The sequence below is a fragment of the Gordonia alkanivorans genome (assembly GCF_004011905.1).
In the GTDB taxonomy this organism is placed as follows: domain Bacteria; phylum Actinomycetota; class Actinomycetes; order Mycobacteriales; family Mycobacteriaceae; genus Gordonia; species Gordonia alkanivorans.
On the sequence record NZ_CP027114.1, the window covers coordinates 2,839,733 to 2,857,331 of the forward strand.

Here is a 17,599-nt window from a genome sequence, read left to right on the forward strand (position 1 = left end):
CGTCGTCGGCCCACGCCGACGCGAACCATTCTCGCGACAAACCGTGCGTCGCGCCCGGCATCCGGCCAAATGCGCGGCCCGGTCCGGGCGGAGCGGGTCACCGGGCGACGGGCCCGCCGGGGCCGACCACTAGGCTGGGGCCTATGTATGCGCACCGACCGTGCGTGCGCCAGAGCATCTCCAATTGCTGACATCTACCCGCATCGAGCAGGTCCGAAGGAGTTTTCACGTGGCTGAGTTCATCTACACCATGAAGAAGGTGCGCAAGGCGCACGGCGACAAGGTCATCCTCGACGACGTCACCATGTCCTTCTACCCGGGCGCCAAGATCGGCGTCGTCGGTCCCAACGGTGCAGGTAAGTCGTCGATCCTGAAGATCATGGCGGGCCTCGATCAGCCGTCGAACGGTGAGGCCTTTCTCGACCCGGACGCCACCGTCGGCATCCTCCTCCAGGAGCCCCCGCTCAACGAGGAGAAGACGGTCAAGGAGAACGTCGAAGAGGGCATGGGCGAGATCAAGGTCAAGCTCGACCGCTTCAACGAGATCGCCGAACAGCTCGCCACCGACTACTCCGACGAGCTGATGGAAGAGATGGGCAAACTCCAGGAGGACCTGGACAACGCCGACGCCTGGGACCTCGACTCGCAGCTCGAGCAGGCCATGGACGCCCTGCGCTGCCCGCCCGCCGACTCGCCGGTCACCCACCTGTCCGGTGGTGAGCGACGCCGCGTCGCACTGTGCAAGTTGCTGTTGCAGAAGCCCGACCTGCTGCTCCTCGACGAGCCCACCAACCACCTCGACGCCGAGTCGGTGCTGTGGCTCGAGCAGTTCCTCGCCTCCTACCCGGGCGCCGTCCTTGCCGTGACCCACGACCGGTACTTCCTCGACCACGTCGCCGGCTGGATCTGTGAGGTCGACCGCGGCAAGCTGCACCCCTACGAGGGCAACTACTCCACCTACCTCGAGAAGAAGGCCGAGCGTCTCGAGGTCCAGGGCAAGAAGGACCAGAAGCTGCAGAAGCGCCTCAAGGAAGAGCTCGCCTGGGTCCGTTCGGGTTCCAAGGCCCGCCAGACCAAGAACAAGGCCCGCCTGGCCCGCTACGAGGAGATGGCCGCGGAGGCCGAGAAGACGCGGAAGCTCGACTTCGAGGAGATCCAGATCCCGACGCCGCCCCGTCTCGGCGATGTGGTGGTCGAGGTCTCCCACCTCGACAAGGGCTTCGAGGGCCGCGTCCTCATCAAGGACCTGTCCTTCACGCTGCCGCGCAACGGCATCGTCGGCGTCATCGGCCCCAACGGTGTCGGTAAGACCACGCTGTTCAAGACCATCGTCGGTCTCGAGGAGCCCGACTCGGGCACCGTCAAGGTCGGCGAGACGGTCAAGTTGAGCTACGTCGACCAGACGCGCGCCAACATCGACCCCAAGAAGAACGTGTGGGAGGTCGTCTCCGACGGACTCGACTTCATCGAGGTCGGGCAGAACGAGATGCCGTCGCGCGCCTACGTCAGCGCCTTCGGTTTCAAGGGCCCGGATCAGCAGAAGAAGGCCGAGGTGCTCTCCGGTGGTGAGCGCAACCGCCTGAACCTCGCACTGACCCTGAAAGAGGGCGGCAACCTGATCCTGCTCGACGAGCCGACCAACGACCTCGACGTCGAGACCCTGGGATCGCTGGAGAACGCGCTCGAGAACTTCCCCGGCTGTGCCGTGGTCATCAGCCACGACCGCTGGTTCCTGGACCGCACCTGTACCCACATCCTGGCGTGGGAGGGCAACGTCGAAGAAGGAAAGTGGTTCTGGTTCGAGGGCAACTTCGAGGCATATGAAGCGAACAAGATCGAGCGACTCGGCGCCGACGCGGCACGCCCGCACCGGGTGACCCACCGCAAACTCACCCGCGATTAATACCGGCCCGTCCGGCACGGGTGACTAGCATCGGCGATGTGACCTCACTCGTGCCGGACGCGGTGAACCACTACTTCAAGTCCCGGGCCGAAGGCTCCGGGGCGGACGGCGCCGCCGAGCAGGTGGTGCGTCACCTTGACGTCGCGACCCGGCGCGATCCCGGCCAGGCACTGGTCGACGTCGCCGTCGACGAGGGCGGCGCGGTCGAGATCGTCGTCGTCAACGACGACATGCCGATGCTCGTGGAGGCGGTGCTGGCGACCGTCGAGGCACACGACCTCTCCATCGACCGCATGGACCATCCGGTCATGCCGGTGCAACGCGACACCGACGGCCGGCTCGAGGCGATCGATGACGGGCCCGGCGCCGTCTGGGAGTCCTGGATCTTCGTCGGCGGGCTCGCCGGACATCCCGGCGTCGACCCGGATGTGCTCCGATCGGACCTCCTCGAGGTCGTGTTCCGGGTGGGCGACGTCGACCACGACGCCGCCCGGATGCGGTCGCGGATGACATCCTGTGCCGCCGACCTGTCGGTGGCACCGGTGCGCGAGTCCACCGGCATCCGCAACACCGACCGCTACGAGTACGCCAAACTCCTCGAATGGTTCGCCGGGAACCATTTCCACCCCCTCGGCTACACCCGGGTGGGCACCGACGGCGCCGGGGACGGCGACGAGCGGCTCGGTGTCTGGCGCACCGACTCCATCAACCGGGACTTCCCGTCGGTGACCACGCGGCCACTGCTCCCACGAGCGAGTCGGATCTTCGTCGCCACCGGCATCCAACGGTCGAATTTCCCTGTGCTGCTGCAGGTCCCGGCCTTCGATTCGCACGGCAACTACGACGGTGAGCACCGGTTCCTCGGCACGCTGACCTCTTCCGGTCTGCACCAGACAGTGCTCGACGTCCCGGTGTTGCGCACCAAGGTGCACGACGTGCTCGCGCGCGCCGGCGTCGACGAGGACTCCTTCGCCGGACAGTCCATGATCGAGCTGCTGCAGAACTATCCGGTGGTGGAGATGTTCGCCTCCACCACCGACGAGCTCGCCCGTCGTGTCACCGAGATGCTCGACGCGGTCGCGACCCGGTCGTTGCGCCTGTTCGTGCGTACCAGTCTCGACGGCAAGACCGCGGTCGCCCTCATCTACCTGCCCCGGGACCGCTACAACACCCAGAATCGACTCGCCCTCGAACGTGCCTTGATAGATGAATTGCAGGGCAGCGCACTGGAATACACGGCCCGTGTGAGTGAGATGCCGCTCGCGCTCCTGCAGGTGCTGGTGCGTATCGAGCCGGGCGCCGCATCCGAACTCGGATCGGTGGACACCGGATCGCCCGCGCACGCACGGATGCAGGCGGCGCTCGCGGCGGCGATCCGAGGATGGGACGAGCGTGTCCGGGAACTCGCCGCGAACCTCGGCGACCGCTCCGGATCGGTCTCGGGTGGACCGGAACTCCTTCTGCGGCAACTGCCCTCACTCTCCGACGACTACAAGGAACTCCGCGAACCCCAGGACGCCCTCGCGGATCTGATCCACGTCGTCTCCCTCGAGCCGGGCGCGTTGGCGGTGACACTCGACGCCACCGAGGAGCGCGGGCCGGGCGACCACCACCGCTGGCGGTTCACCCTCTACCTGTGCGGGGAGTCGGCGACCCTCACCGATGTCCTGCCGGTGCTGCACAGTCTCGGCCTCGATGTTCTCGAAGAACATCCGTACGAGATCCGGCGGTCCGACGACACCGTCTGCTGGGCCTACGAGTTCATCGTGCAGCTCGCCGCCGGGATGTCGGTGGACCTCGACAATGCCGACGACCTCGAAGAGCGCTTCACCGAGGCGTTCCGTCAGATCTGGCTCGCCGCAGCGGAAGTCGACGACTACAACGAGCTGATCATCCGTTGCGGACTGGACTGGCGGTCGGCGGCGATGCTGCGCGCGTACGGGCAGTACCTGAGGCAGTGCGGATTCTCCTACAGCACCGCCCATGTCGCGAATGTGCTGGGCCGTCATCTGCAGATCACGCGCGGGCTCGTCGAATTGTTCGTGACCTCCTTCGACCCGGCCGCCGCCGACCCCGAACGGCGCGAGCGGGTGAGTGGACAACTCCGCGCCGACATCGGCACGGTGCTGAGTCTCGACGCCGATCGCATCGTGTCGGCCTTCGCCGCGGTCATGGCCGCGACGTCTCGGACCAATTACTTCGTCACGACCGGTGAACGGGATCTCGAGCACCGTCCGGTCATCTCGTTCAAGCTCCGGCCTCGCGATATCCCGCAGACCCCCGAACCCCGTCCGTTGCACGAGATCTTCGTCTACTCGCCCCGTGTGGAGGGCGTCCATCTGAGGTTCGGCGCAGTGGCACGCGGCGGGCTGCGCTGGTCGGACCGCAAGGAGGATTTCCGCACCGAGATCCTCGGTCTGGTGAAGGCACAGGCCGTCAAGAACGCCGTCATCGTCCCCCTCGGCGCGAAGGGCGGCTTCGTCGTCAAGCGTCCGCCGGCGCCGACCGGGGACGCCGCAGCCGACCGGGATGCGCAGCGCGAGGAGGGTATCGCCTGCTACCGGCAGTTCATCTCCGGTCTGCTGGACATCACCGACAACATCGATCGCTCGACCGGGGAGGTCATCCCGGCGCGGGGTGTGGTCCGGCTCGACGAGGACGACACCTATCTGGTCGTGGCGGCCGACAAGGGCACCGCGGCGTTCTCCGACATCGCCAACGAGGTGTCACAGTCCTACGGCTTCTGGCTCGGTGACGCGTTCGCCTCGGGCGGCTCGGCCGGATACGACCACAAGGCCATGGGCATCACCGCGCGCGGTGCCTGGGAGTCGGTCAAACGGCATTTCCGGGAGATGGGCGTCGACACCCAGTCGCAGGACTTCACCGTCGTCGGGATCGGTGACATGAGCGGGGACGTGTTCGGCAACGGGATGCTGCTCAGCGAGCACATCCGGCTCGTCGCCGCCTTCGACCACCGGCACATCTTCGTCGACCCGGACCCCGTCGCCGACCGGTCCTACCTCGAACGCCGACGCCTGTTCGAGCTGCCGCGATCGTCGTGGGCCGACTACGACACCGATCTGATCGGCGAGGGCGGAGGGGTGTGGTCGCGGGACCGCAAGTCGATCCCCGTCAGCGCGGAGATGGCGGCAGCGCTCGGTATCGCGGAGGGCGTCGACGAACTCTCGCCGCCCGAACTGATCCGAGCTATCTTGCTCGCGCCCGTCGACCTGCTCTGGAACGGCGGCATCGGCACATACATCAAGGCGTCGACGGAGAACCACGGGGACGTCGGCGACAAGTCGAACGACGCGATCCGCGTCGACGGTGATCAGGTGCGTGCCAAGGTGATCGGGGAGGGCGGCAACCTCGGCGTCACCGAACGGGGACGGATCGAGTTCGATCTCGCGGGTGGCCGGATCAACACCGACGCACTCGACAACTCGGCCGGAGTCGACTGTTCCGACCACGAGGTCAACATCAAGATCCTGCTCGACTCCGCGGTGTCGGGCGGTGCGCTGGAGACCGACGACCGGGACCCGCTGCTCGAGTCGATGACCGATGACGTAGCCGATCTCGTTCTCGCCGACAACATCTCACAGAACTCCGAGTTGGGTTTCTGCCGCACCTTCGAACTCACGCGCGTGGAGGTCCACGCCCGGATGCTCGACCAGCTGTCACGCGAACGCGGCGTCGACCTCAAACTGGAAGCCCTCCCGCAGGCCCGCGAACTCCGCAAGCGGTTCGACGGTGAGCTGCAGCGCGGGCTGACCTCACCGGAGTTCGCGACCCTGATGGCGCACGTCAAACTCGAGGCGAAGTCGGACCTGCTGGCCAGTGACCTCCCCGACAACGACGTGTTCGCCGCACGCGTGGCCCGCTACTTCCCGGAGGCCCTGCGCGAGACGTACCGCGAACAGATCAACTCCCACCGGCTACGCCGCCAGATCGTCACGACGACCCTCGTCAACGACGTCATCGGTCACGCCGGGATGACGCATCTGTTCCGGTTGAGCGAGGGCACCGGGTGCACCACCGAAGAAGGTGTCCGCGCCTACGTCGTGTCCAACGAGATCTTCGGCATGAGCGACGTCTTCGAGAGCATCCGGCACGCACCGGCACCGGCCGAGGTCGTCGACGGAATGATGCTCTACGCCCGACGGCTGCTGTTCCGGGCGTCGCGGTGGCTGCTCGCGTTCCGTCCCCAGCCGCTCGCCATGGCCGCCGAGATCACCCGCTACTCCGATCGGGTCACCCGGCTGTCCGCGGCCGTCGACGGCTGGCTGGGGGAGAGCTCCGCGAAAGACATCTCCGACCGGGTACACGCGTACGTCGACGAGGGGGTCCCCGACGACCTCGCCCGGACGGTGGCCGTCAGCCTCCACCGGTTCTGCCTGCTCGACATCATCGACGCCGCCGAGATCTCCGATCGCGATCCCGAGGAGGTCGGCGACCTCTACTTCGCGGTGATGGAGCACTTCGGACTCGAGGAACTGCTGACGGCGGTGTCGAACCTGGACTACGGCGACCGCTGGCACGCGCTCGCCCGGCTGGCGCTGCGCGACGACATGCACGGCGCGCTACGGGCGCTCACCCTCAAGATCCTCGAGGTCAGCGAACCCGACGAGTCGAGCGACGAGAAGATCGCCGAATGGGAGTCCTCCCAGTCGAACCGGCTCAGCCGCGTGCGCAGCGTCCTCGGAGAGATCGAGGAGACCGGGACCCTCGACCTCGCGACGCTGTCGGTCGCCGCGCGACAGCTCCGCAGTGTCATCCGCTGAATCCCTTTCGGCCCCTGATCCGTTTCGGCCCCTGATCCGTTTCGGCCACGCCGACCCGATGCCCGGGCCTAGCCTGGGCACATGACGCGCACGGCACCGCGAATCTGCCCACTCTGCGAGGCAACCTGCGGGTTGTCCCTCGTCGTCGACACCCACGGCGGCCCGATCGAGGAACACGCCGAGGCGGACGGGCATTTGCGTGAACACGTGACCGGTGCCCGCGGCGACGCCGACGACGTGTTCAGCCACGGCTACATCTGTCCGAAGGGGGCGAGCTTCCCTCAGCTCGACAACGATCCCGACCGTCTCGAACGTCCACTGGTCACACGGGACGGACGGTTCGTCGAGGTCGGCTGGGACGAGGCGCTCGACGAAGCCGTCACCCGTCTGCGCGCGGTCATCGACACCCACGGCGGATCGTCGGTCGGTTTCTATCTCGGCAACCCGTCGGCGCACACCATCGCGGGCACCATGTACGCGCCGCTGCTCGCGCGTGCGATCGGAACCCGCAACGTGTTCAGCGCCGGCACCCTCGACCAGATGCCCAAGCAGGCGGCGTCGGGATACCTCTTCGGTCACGCCGGGACCTTTGCCGTCCCCGACCTCGACCGCACCGATCACCTGGTGATCGTCGGCGCGAATCCCGTTGTCTCCAACGGGAGCATGGCCACCGCCGCTAACTTCCCCGGCAAGCTGAACGCCCTCCGGCATCGCGGCGGGCGGCTCACGGTCATCGACCCGGCGCGTACCCGCACCGCCCGGCTCGCCGACACCCACCTCGCGCCACGGCCGGGAACCGATGCCGCGTTGCTGGCCGCCATCGTCACCTGCCTGTTCGACGAGGGACTGGTCGCCGACGACCTCGGCGGTATCGCGACCCACGTGCAGGGCGTCGACGAATTGCGCAGGGAGATAGGTGATCTCACGCCCGAGCGGGTGGCGCCGTACTGCGATGTCCCGGCCGAGGACATCCGCGGGCTCGCCCGTGCGATCGCGTCGGCACCGTCGGCGGCGGTCTACGGCCGTCTGGGTACCACCGTCGTCGAGTTCGGCACCCTCGGTAGCTGGCTCATCGACGTCGTGAACGTCCTCACCGGCAACCTCGATCGGCCGGGCGGAGTGATGTTCCCGACGGCGCCGACCGCCCCCGCACCGCGTCCGGCACGCCCGGGCCGGGGTTTCCGGACCGGCCGCTGGCGCAGCCGGGTGTCGGGACATCCGGAGGTCGCGGGGGAGTTGCCCGCCGTCGCGATGGCCGAAGAGTTCGAGACACCCGGCGAGGGGCAGTTGCGGGCACTGGTCACGGTCGCGGGCAACCCCGTCCTGTCGGCACCCAACGGCGGCCGCCTGGCCGCCGCACTCGACGCCGCCGACGTCGTCGTGTGCGTCGACCCGTATCTGAACGAGACCACCCGGCACGCCGATGTCATCCTGCCGCCCCCACGTCCGTCCCAGAGTCCGCACTTCGACGCGATCCTCAACAACCTCGCCGTGCGGGCGAACGCCCGCTATTCGCCGCGGGTGCTGCCGCTTCCCGACGGTCGGCCCGACGAGATCGACATCGTGTGTCGCCTGATCCTCGGTCTGTCCGGGGCGGGCATCGACGCCGATACGGGCCTGGTCGACGAGCAGGTCATCGCCGCGACCTTGTCCAAGGAGGTGACCGACCCGCATTCGTCTGTCGCCGGCCGGGACGTCGAGACGCTGGTGGCGATGCTGCCCGATGCGCCGGGCCATCAGCGCCGCCTGGACATGATGCTGCGTCTCGGCGCCTACGGTGACGGTTTCGGTGCGCGGGAGGGCCTCACGTTCGCCGATGTCCTGGCAGCCCCGCACGGCATCGACCTGGGTCCGATGTGCCCGCGTCTGCCCGGCGTGCTCCGTACCGCGTCGGGGAAGGTCGAGTTGGCGCCGGATCCGCTGATCGGGGACCTCGCCCGGCTGCGCGCCGCGGTCCACGCCGAACATGCGACAGGCGATCCGTCGCTCCTCCTCGTGGGGCGCCGGCACCTGCGGTCCAACAACAGCTGGATGCACAACCTGCCCGCACTCACCGGCGGCACCAATCGGTGCACCCTGCAGATGCACCCGGACGACGCCGCGCGGCTCGGCATCGACGGCGTCGCGACGATCCGCGGAGCGGGCGGGTCACTGACCGTCCCCGTGGAGATCACCTCCGACATCAAGCCGGGCGTCGCGTCGATGCCGCACGGCTGGGGTCACGACGACGCGGAGACCCGACTCTCCGTGGCGGCCGCCGAACCCGGGGTCAACGTGAACTTCCTCAACGACGGGACACGGATCGACCCGCTCTCGGGGACAGTCGTCCTCAACGGCCTGCGGGTCGTGGTCGGCCCCGCCTGAGCCCGTGCGGTCGTCGCCCGTCCGGAGCGCCGGGGCCCGTCGTGCGTAGGGTTGACTCCGCGACGCCCGGCGTCGTACCAGCAGATCCGGATCGACAGGGGATGGAACGCACGTGCTCAACGAGGACTCGGGGACCGCGACGGCCGACGGCTACGTGGTGAAGGTCCCGGTGCGATGGTCGGACATGGACGTCTATCAGCACATCAACCACGCCCGGATGGTCACGCTGCTCGAAGAGGCGCGCATCCCGTGGCTGTTCCTCGACGGCCGGCCCACCGCGCCGCTGCGGGACGGCTGCCTGGTGGCCGACCTGCACGTGAAATACCAGGCCCAGCTGCGGCACTCGGAGGGCCCGATCGAGGTCACCATGTACGTCCAGCGGCTGCGTGCCGTCGACTTCACCGTCGGGTACGAGGTCCGCGCGGCCGGGACGGATCCCGCGGCGAAACCGGCGGTCGTCGCCAGCACCCAGCTCGTCGCCTTCGACGTCGCCGGGCAGCGCATCGCACGACTCACCCCGGAGCAGAAGGACTACCTGAACTCCTTCCGCCGCGGCGACGAGACGTCGACGAAGCAGCGCTGATGGAACGATTCATCCAGATCGCGGAGTCCGATCGCTCCAACGCGTCGGCGTTTCTCGCCCATGCCCAGCGGCTCGACGACGCCGCGGTCGTGCGCGTCGTGGCGCGTCCCGACGGACTCGTCGCGCTCTGGACCCACACAGGGTTCGAGGTGCTCGCGACCCGCGCGGTCTCCGGACGGGTGGCGCCTGCCGACATCGTCTGCGACGCCGCGTCGCTGCACTCCGCGCTGGCCGCGTCTTCCGCAGGCGCACAGATCGATCCCGGGTTCTCCCTCGACTCTGCCTGGCGCGGTGCACTTCCCGCATCCGCCGGTTATCGCCACGTCGACGACGTGCCCGCGCGCAGCATCGTCGGCCTGGCGCGCAACGGTGCCCGCGTGGCGCGCGAGGAGGGAAGTGCTCACGGACCGGCCACCGGCGTGCTCGACCAGGACGTGCTGGAGGTCTCGACCGAGGACGGCGCGCTGCGCGCGGCCGTCACCATGCGGTCGCTCTTCGCCCTCACCGGAATGGGTTTCATCCGCGACCGCGACGGGCGCGCGGTCACCGAGAGCTCACCGGTCGAGGACATCGACGCTGCCGAACCCGTCCGGATCCGCTTGTCGGCGGCCTGGATTCGGGTCGACGCCCGGTACGGCTCGGTGTACCAGCGGCGTCACCGCGATCTGTCGGTGACGGTTCTCTAGACCAGCCAGGCGGCGGCGTCGGGCGGCAGCATGCCGTCGGCCAGCGGCGAGCTGATCAGCAGGAGTTCGCCCGGCGGCAGCGGAACCGGGACCTCGCCCGCGTTCAGCGCGCAGATCAAGAAGCCCTCCGACCGCCGGAATGCCAGGCAGCCCTCGGGTGCTTCGTACCAGTCGATCGAGTCACCGGCGAATTCCGGGCGGTCGTAACGCAATTCGATGGCCGCCCGGTACAGCGACAGCATCGAGCCCACGTCCTCGAGTTGCGCCTCGGCGGTCAGCGATCGCCACGACTCCGGCATCGGCAACCAGGTGTCGGCCGACGTGCTGAAACCGAACGGCGGCTCGGTGCCCTGCCAGGGCAGCGGAACCCGGCATCCGTCGCGGCCGCGTTCGGTGTGACCCGACCGCTCCCACACCGGATCCTGGAGGACCTCCTCGGGCAGGTCGTCGACGTTGGGCAGGCCGAGTTCGGAACCGTTGTAGAGAAAGATCGAACCAGGCAGGGCCATTTCGACGACGAGCATCGCCCGCGCACGGCGCGTCCCGCGTGCGAGGTCGAGATCACCGGTCGCGGGGTCGACGGGGGCGTACCGCGTCACCTCTCGTTCGACGTCATGGTTAGACAGCGTCCACGTGGGCGTCCCGGACACCGACAGGACCGCGTCGAGAGAGTTCTCGATGGCCTCCCGGATCGCCTCGGGTTCGAAGGGAGCCTTGGCGAGTCGGAAGTTGAAACCCAGATGCAGTTCGTCGGGGCGCAGGTACTCGGCGAACCTCTCGTTGTCGTTCACCCAGATCTCGCCGACGTTCGCGGCGCCCGGGTACTCGTCGAGGACCTTGCGGATCTTGCGGTGGATGTCGTGCACCGCATAGTTGTTGAACCGCGGATCGTCGTCGTCGTTGGAGAGCAGCGCGGTGTTGGTCAGGTCCATGTCGGGCAGGTCGGCGGGCTTGGCCATCCCGTGCGCGACGTCGATCCGGAAACCGTCGACGCCGCGATCCAGCCAGAACCGCAGTGTCTTCTCGAGATCGTCGAAGACCTCGGGGTTCTCCCAGTTCAGGTCGGGCTGCTCGGCGGCGAAGATGTGGAGGTACCACTGGCCGGGGCTGCCGTCGGCCTCGGTGACACGGGTCCACGACGGTCCGCCGAAGATGCTGTGCCAGTTGTTCGGTGGCTCGTCGCCGTTCTCGCCGCGCCCGTCCCGGAAGATGTACCGTTCGCGCTCCGGACTACCCGGGCCCGCGGCGAGAGCGGCCCGGAACCACTCGTGCTGATCGCTGGTGTGATTGGGGACGAGGTCCATCGTCACCCGGATGTCGCGTGCGTGGGCCTCGGCGATGAGGGCGTCGAAGGTGGCGAGATCGCCGAAGAGCGGGTCGATGTCGCGCGGATCGGCGACGTCGTAACCGTGGTCGGCCATCGGGGAGGTCATGATCGGGCTGAGCCAGATCGCGTCGATGCCCAGCAGTTCGAGATATCCGAGCTTGCCGATGACACCGGCGAGATCGCCGACGCCGTCGCCGTTCGCGTCGCAGAACGACCGCGGGTAGATCTGGTAGAAGACCGCGGACTTCCACCAGGTGGTGTCGGTCGGGTCCAGCTGCGGCACCACGACGGACGCCGGTTCGTCTCGTGCGGCGGCGGTTTCGGCGCCCGGATCGTATTCGGCGCCCGGATCGAGTTCGGCATCTGCCTCGGCCTCGATGGCCTCGTCGTCGAGGGCATCCGGATCGGTTGCCGCGGATTCGATCTCGGGGGTGTCTCCCGACAAGTCACTCACGTTGCCCTCGGTACCCGTGGTCTCCGGTACGTCGGTGTGTGCGCCGTCGGTCTGACCCCCGTCAGATGGCTCGGCGGGGACAACACCTGGTGTCTCATCGCTCACCGTGGTCATTCTGCCCTACCTGAGTTTTCGGCGAGAAATACTGGTCAATCGGCGAGTCGTGGGCGTGTCGAAACTGCGGGTGGCGAAAGGCGGAAGGTTTGCGCGGCTCTCAGATCGGCGAGTTCATCATCGACTGCGCGGCCATCTCCATGTAGTCGACGAGTGCCTGGCGGTGTGGCGGGTCCAGGGTCTCGTCGTCGATCGAGGCGATCGCGGTGTGCATGCAGCGCAGCCAGGCGTCGCGCTCGATCGGGCCGACGCGGTAGGGGTTGTGGCGCATGCGCAGTCTCGGATGGCCGCGCTCGTCGGAGTAGGTCCGCGGACCGCCCCAGTACTGCTCGAGGAACATCCGCAGCCGTCGCTCGGCGGGGCCGAGATCCTCCTCGGGGTACAGCGGGCGGAGCACCTCGTCCTTCGCCACCTCGGTGTAGAAGACCTCGGTGAGCCGTCGGAACGTCTCCGCGCCGCCGATCTCCTCGTAGAAGCTCCGCGGGGCCGGGTCGGGGGAGTTGCCGGATTCGCCAGTCACAGCCGCCATTGTCCCTACGACCGAGGGGCGCCTCAACGTCGCGTGCCGCCGGCGGGGCCCTGCCGAGGTGCCGTGCAGCGGGTTTTCCCTGCACGAGGTCGGCGTCCGTGGTGAACTTGTGCAGGTCAACCAGTTCGAGCAGGGCCGGCGGGAGGTCGAATGACGCACCGGTCACACCACCAGACGGGCGAGGTGACGAGACTGCACGGCGGTGCGGCCTCGCCGGCGGCCGGGTCGCGGTCGTGGACACGCCGCCGGGTGCTGCTGCTCAATGCCACCTACGAGCCGCTGAGCGCGGTCACCATCCGCCGCGCCGTCGTCCTGATCCTGCGTGGACGCGCCGACATGGTCCACGCCGACGAGTCCGGGGGAGCGTTCCACTCGGCCGCGACGGCGGTGCCGGTGCCGACGGTGATCCGGCTGCGGAACTACGTGCGGGTTCCGTACCGCGCGTCCGTGCCGATGACCCGGGCGGCGCTGATGCACCGCGACCGGTTCCGCTGCGGGTACTGCCGCAAGCCCGCCACCACCATCGACCACGTCGTGCCGCGCAGCCGGGGCGGGGCCCACAACTGGGAGAACTGCGTCGCCTGCTGCGCGTCGTGCAATCACCGCAAGGCCGACCGGCTGATCACCGAGTTGGGTTGGACGCTGCGGAACCGGCCGGTCGCCCCGAAAGGCCGGCACTGGGGGCTCATCGCCGCCGTCAAGGACATCGATCCGGCCTGGATGCAGTACATCGACGCGGGCGCCGCGTGAGGCGCCGGAAGGCGCCGCGAAATGTCCTTCGGAAGGCCGCTCGGCGACCGTCTACGACGCGCTGTAGGGGTCGCTGCACCGGTCGGTGTGATGTGGGCTAGATTGATCAACGATGACCTGTGCCGACAACCGGCCTGGTCCGGCGCGACCATCGAAAGGGTGACATGGACAGCCTGATCGTCCCCATCGGAGTGCCAGTCACGATCGTGACGGTGCTCTTTGTCGTGCTCTGCGTTGTCGCGATGGTGTTCTCCGGCGGGGTCAAGTACCCGGAGGTCAAGGAGTACACCCTCGATCAGCAATGGGAGCATGCTCCGCTTCTCTTCAGTGCCACCGACATCGAACCGATGGCACTTCCGCGGCACGCGGAACCCGGCGACGTTGATGGGAGCTCGGCAAGTGGCAAGTGGTGAGGTTTCGCACGCGAACGTGAGTGCAGAGGTCGCGGCCCGCTCGGCCGCCGAACTTCCGCTGGGCACCGTGATCACCAACAGCGGACGCATCTCGGCGGCCCGCTACCCTGGTGACGCCCCGACGACGCCGCCCTTCAGCAAGAAGGATCTGATCGCTCTCGACGACACCCTGAAGGCCGCGAGCGAGAAGGCTCTCGTGCGTTTCTCGGTCTACATCGGCGATCTCGACGGTGACCTCGACGCGAGCGCCCGTGCCGTCCTGGCGAAGGCTCCCGAGCCTGCCCACGGCACCCTGATCGCGGTGTCGCCGAACACGCGCGACGTCGTCATCGTCTCCGGCAGCGAGGTGTCGAGTCGTGTCAACGACCGTGTCGCCGCACTCGGTGTGACCGCTGCGGTCACCGGTTTCCGTCAGGGCAACCTGATCGACGGCCTCATCGCGTCGCTGCGCGTGATGGCGACCGCTGCCGCCGCAGGTTAGTCCCGCAGACCACGAAGAAGGCCGCCCCACCTGCCGGTGGGGCGGCCTCTTTCGTGTTCGCGGAAGGCCGGGCCTGCTCAGGACCGCGGGGCAGAGCCCTCGAGCACCTTCTCGTGTGCCCCGGTCCCGGCCGACTCGAGCTCGTCGTCGACCATGTTGGACTCGTCGAACGGAATGCGACCCGCCAGCACCTCGTCGACCTGGTGCTTGTCCACCGTCTTGGTCCAGGAACCGACCAGCAGCGTCGCCACCGCATTGCCGGAGAAGTTGGTGACCGCACGCGCCTCGGACATGAACCGGTCGATACCGACGATCACTCCCACACCCTCGAGCATGTCCGGCCGGTGCGCCTGGAGACCGGCGGCGAGGGTCGCCAGTCCGGCGCCGCTGACGCCGGCGGCGCCCTTCGACGCGATGATCATGAACGCGAGCAGACCGATCTGCTCGCCGACCGAGAGCGGGTCGCCCATCGCATCGGCGATGAAGATCGACGCCATCGTCAGGTAGATGGCGGTGCCGTCGAGGTTGAACGAGTACCCGGTCGGCACCACGACACCGACGGTCGTCTTCTCGACGCCGAGGTGTTCCATCTTGGCGATGAGCCGCGGCAGGGCCGACTCCGACGACGACGTCGCGAAGATCAGCAGGTACTCGCGGGCCAGATACCGCACGAGCCGGAATATCGAGACCCCGGCGATCGTCCGGAGCAGGACCCCGAGCACTCCGAACACGAAGACCAGGCAGGTGAGGTAGAAGGCGAGCATCAGGGTCAGAAGCTGTTGCACGGCAGCCCAACCGGTCTGGCCCACGACGTTCGCGATGGCGCCGAACGCGCCGATCGGCGCGACCCACAGGACCATGGTCAGCACCTTGAAGACCAGCTTCTGGAAGTAGGAGACCGCGGTCAGGATCGGCTCGCCGGTGCGTCCCATCGCCTGGATCGCGAAGCCGACCAGGAGTGCGACGAACAACGCCTGCAGCACACTGCCGTCGGTGAGGGCCGAGAGCATCGACTCCGGGATGATCCCCTGGATGAAGTCCATGGTTCCGCCCGACTCGTGCGCCTCCTTCGCGAGTTCCTCACCCTTGCCCGACATCGACGAGATGTTCAGCCCCTCGCCGGGCTGGATGAGGTTGCCGACGACCAGACCGATTGCCAGCGCGACCGTCGACATGATGAGGAAGTAGACGAACGCGAGACCGCCGACCTTGCCGACCGTCGCGGCCTTGCGGACCGATCCGATGCCCAGCACGATCGTGCAGAAGATGACCGGGGCGATCATCATCTTGATGAGGCTGACGAACATGGTGCCCAGGACACCGAGTTCCTTGCCGACCTCGGGTGCCACGAGACCGACGACCACGCCGGCGACCACCGCGATGATGACCGCGATGTACAGCCAGTGCGTGCGGTCGCGCTTGGCCCGTGGGGCCTCGACCGCCTCGTCACCGGCCTTGGGATCTGCGTTCATCGGCGGTTCTCTCCTCGTGTACCGGGAACATGGGTGGTCAGGATTGTGAACCGACGTGGTGATGACCGTCACGATTCTGTTCATTACGTTCACCGAGGCCGGGGGAATAGCCCGATATGGGGCTTTGCCGAGAACGAACGTCGGAAGACGAGGCTCGAAAGACAGATGAAAGGCCGAGCATGCGGTGGTATCCGCGGACGCTGGCCGGCCAGGTGGCGGCGCTCGCGCTGACCGTGGTGACGGTGGTGGTCGTGGCGGGCAGTGTGCTCGCGGCGATCGACGCCCGGGTCGACGGGGACCGGGCCGCCCGCGACGAGGTCACCGCGGTGGCGGTCAGCCTCGCGCAGGCGCCCTCGACGGTGTCCGCACTCACCTCGCCGGACCCGAGCGCGATTCTTCAGCCGGTCACCGACCGGATCCGGCGGGAGACGGGCATCGCCTTCATCACCGTGCTGGGTCCCGACCGGACGCGCTATACCCACACCGACCCGTACCTGATCGGGGCGCTCTATATCGGCAGCATCGATGCTGCGCTCCGTGGCGAGACGATCACCGAGACCTACACGGGCACCCTCGGTCCGTCCATCCGGACGATCACGCCGGTCCGGGGCCCCGACGGCCGGATCATCGGCATGGTGGCAGCCGGTATCACCCAGCGGTCCCTGACGTCGACCTGGCGCGGGGAGCTCCCTCGGATCGCCGTCACCGCCGTTGCGGCCCTGCTGACCGCGGCCGCCGGGGTCTGGTGGATCCGGCGACGACTGTTGCGGCAGACCGGCGGCCTGGCCCCGGGCGACCTGCGACTGATGTACGACCACCACGACGCGGTGCTCCACGCGATCCGCGAGGGACTGATCGTCGTCGAGGCCGGCCGGCCGGCCGGCGCTGGTCAATGCCGAGGCGCAACGTCTGCTGGGCATCGGAACAGACACGCCCGCAGGCGATCTGCCGGACTTCCTGACCCGCGGCGACGGGGTGTCCGACGAGTTGCACGCCGAGGGCGGACGGGTGCTGCTGGTCAGTCGGTCGCCGGTGTCCGGACGACGCGGCTCGTCGGTCGTCACGATCCGCGACCGGACCGAACTGGCCGAGGCGATGGGAGAGTTGGATTCGATGACCCGATTCGCCGAGGCGCTCCGCTCCCAGGCGCACGAGTCGGCGAACCGGCTCCACACCCTGGTCGCACTGGTGGAGATGGGGCGGTCGGAAGAGGCGGTCCGACTGGCGACCACCGAACTCGAACTGTCCCAACACCTCATCGACCGGATGACCCAGGCGGTCGCCGAACCGGCGCTGGTCGCGTTGCTCCTGGGTAAGAGTGCGCAGGCGGCCGAACGGGGAATCGCATTCTCGCTCACCGAGGATTCGCAGTTGAGTGACGACGCCACCCAGATCCTGTCACCGCGCGAGCTGATCACCGTCGTGGGGAACCTCGTCGACAACGCCCTCGATGCCTGCGATCCGGGCGACCCGTGGGTGGAGGTCGGGGTCGTCGGGGACCACGAGGCGCTCGAGATCGTCGTCGCCGACAGCGGACCCGGGATGGACGACGAACTGTTCGGCCGCGCGACTGCGCGCGGTTACTCCACCAAATCCGGTGGCGACGACGCCGGACGCGGACTGGGTCTGGCCCTCGTCGCGCAAGTGGTCTCCCGGCACCACGGGTCGTTGATCGCCCAGAACACCTACGGTTCGGTGGTCACTGTGCGCATCCGGGCGGTGTCGTCAGAGGCGGGGAGACC

At 68.1% G+C, this 17,599-nt stretch carries 11 protein-coding genes and 1 pseudogene; 9 read left to right on the top strand and 3 right to left on the bottom strand.

Annotated elements, in window-relative coordinates:
• Positions 1–229: 229 nt before the first annotated feature.
• From ettA to C5O27_RS12880, 5 genes are all read left to right on the top strand, one after another.
• The gene (gene ettA, locus C5O27_RS12860) at positions 230–1,903 is read left to right on the top strand and encodes an energy-dependent translational throttle protein EttA (RefSeq protein WP_127962865.1); all 1,674 of its coding nucleotides are present in this window, start codon (positions 230–232) and stop codon (positions 1,901–1,903) included.
• 38 nt (positions 1,904–1,941) lie between these two features.
• Complete coding sequence (locus C5O27_RS12865; RefSeq protein ID WP_164905317.1) at positions 1,942–6,684, top strand: NAD-glutamate dehydrogenase; 4,743 nt, start codon at positions 1,942–1,944, stop codon at positions 6,682–6,684.
• A gap of 81 nt (positions 6,685–6,765) precedes the next feature.
• Entirely contained in the window at positions 6,766–9,048 is a 2,283-nt protein-coding gene (locus tag C5O27_RS12870; protein WP_127962866.1) for a molybdopterin-dependent oxidoreductase, read from the top strand.
• A 112-nt stretch (positions 9,049–9,160) separates the two neighbouring features.
• On the top strand, positions 9,161–9,631 hold the full coding sequence (locus tag C5O27_RS12875) for an acyl-CoA thioesterase (RefSeq protein ID WP_035754069.1): 471 nt from the start codon (positions 9,161–9,163) through the stop codon (positions 9,629–9,631).
• Positions 9,631–10,317, top strand: coding sequence for a DUF8010 domain-containing protein (locus tag C5O27_RS12880; protein ID WP_035754070.1), 687 nt, complete (start codon positions 9,631–9,633; stop codon positions 10,315–10,317). The genes C5O27_RS12875 and C5O27_RS12880 overlap by 1 nt, the downstream gene beginning before the upstream one ends.
• Here the strand turns inward: C5O27_RS12880 and C5O27_RS12885 are convergent.
• Together C5O27_RS12885 and C5O27_RS12890 are read right to left on the bottom strand one after the other, a co-directional pair.
• On the bottom strand, positions 10,314–12,212 hold the full coding sequence (locus C5O27_RS12885) for a glycoside hydrolase family 13 protein (protein ID WP_127962867.1): 1,899 nt from the start codon (positions 12,210–12,212) through the stop codon (positions 10,314–10,316). The genes C5O27_RS12880 and C5O27_RS12885 overlap by 4 nt on opposite strands.
• Positions 12,213–12,312: 100 nt before the next feature.
• Entirely contained in the window at positions 12,313–12,741 is a 429-nt protein-coding gene (locus C5O27_RS12890; RefSeq protein WP_006360039.1) for a globin, read from the bottom strand.
• Between the two features lie 150 nt (positions 12,742–12,891).
• Here C5O27_RS12890 and C5O27_RS12895 point away from each other — a divergent pair, with 150 nt between their 5' ends.
• The 3 genes from C5O27_RS12895 to C5O27_RS12905 all read left to right on the top strand — a co-directional run bounded on the left by C5O27_RS12895 (position 12,892) and on the right by C5O27_RS12905 (position 14,385).
• Entirely contained in the window at positions 12,892–13,491 is a 600-nt protein-coding gene (locus C5O27_RS12895) for an HNH endonuclease (protein WP_035754071.1), read from the top strand.
• Between the two features lie 164 nt (positions 13,492–13,655).
• On the top strand, positions 13,656–13,904 hold the full coding sequence (gene ctaJ, locus C5O27_RS12900) for an aa3-type cytochrome oxidase subunit CtaJ (RefSeq protein ID WP_005198911.1): 249 nt from the start codon (positions 13,656–13,658) through the stop codon (positions 13,902–13,904).
• Positions 13,891–14,385 (top strand): DUF5130 domain-containing protein, encoded by a 495-nt coding sequence (locus C5O27_RS12905; protein WP_006360037.1) that lies wholly within the window; start codon positions 13,891–13,893, stop codon positions 14,383–14,385. Before ctaJ ends, C5O27_RS12905 begins: the two co-directional genes overlap by 14 nt.
• A 77-nt stretch (positions 14,386–14,462) precedes the next feature.
• Here C5O27_RS12905 and C5O27_RS12910 read toward each other — a convergent pair whose 3' ends face one another.
• Entirely contained in the window at positions 14,463–15,857 is a 1,395-nt protein-coding gene (locus tag C5O27_RS12910; RefSeq protein ID WP_006360036.1) for a C4-dicarboxylate transporter DctA, read from the bottom strand.
• Between the two features lie 179 nt (positions 15,858–16,036).
• Here C5O27_RS12910 and C5O27_RS12915 point away from each other — a divergent pair.
• Positions 16,037–17,594: pseudogene (locus tag C5O27_RS12915) on the top strand (sensor histidine kinase); the annotation flags it as partial.
• Positions 17,595–17,599: the final 5 nt, after the last annotated feature.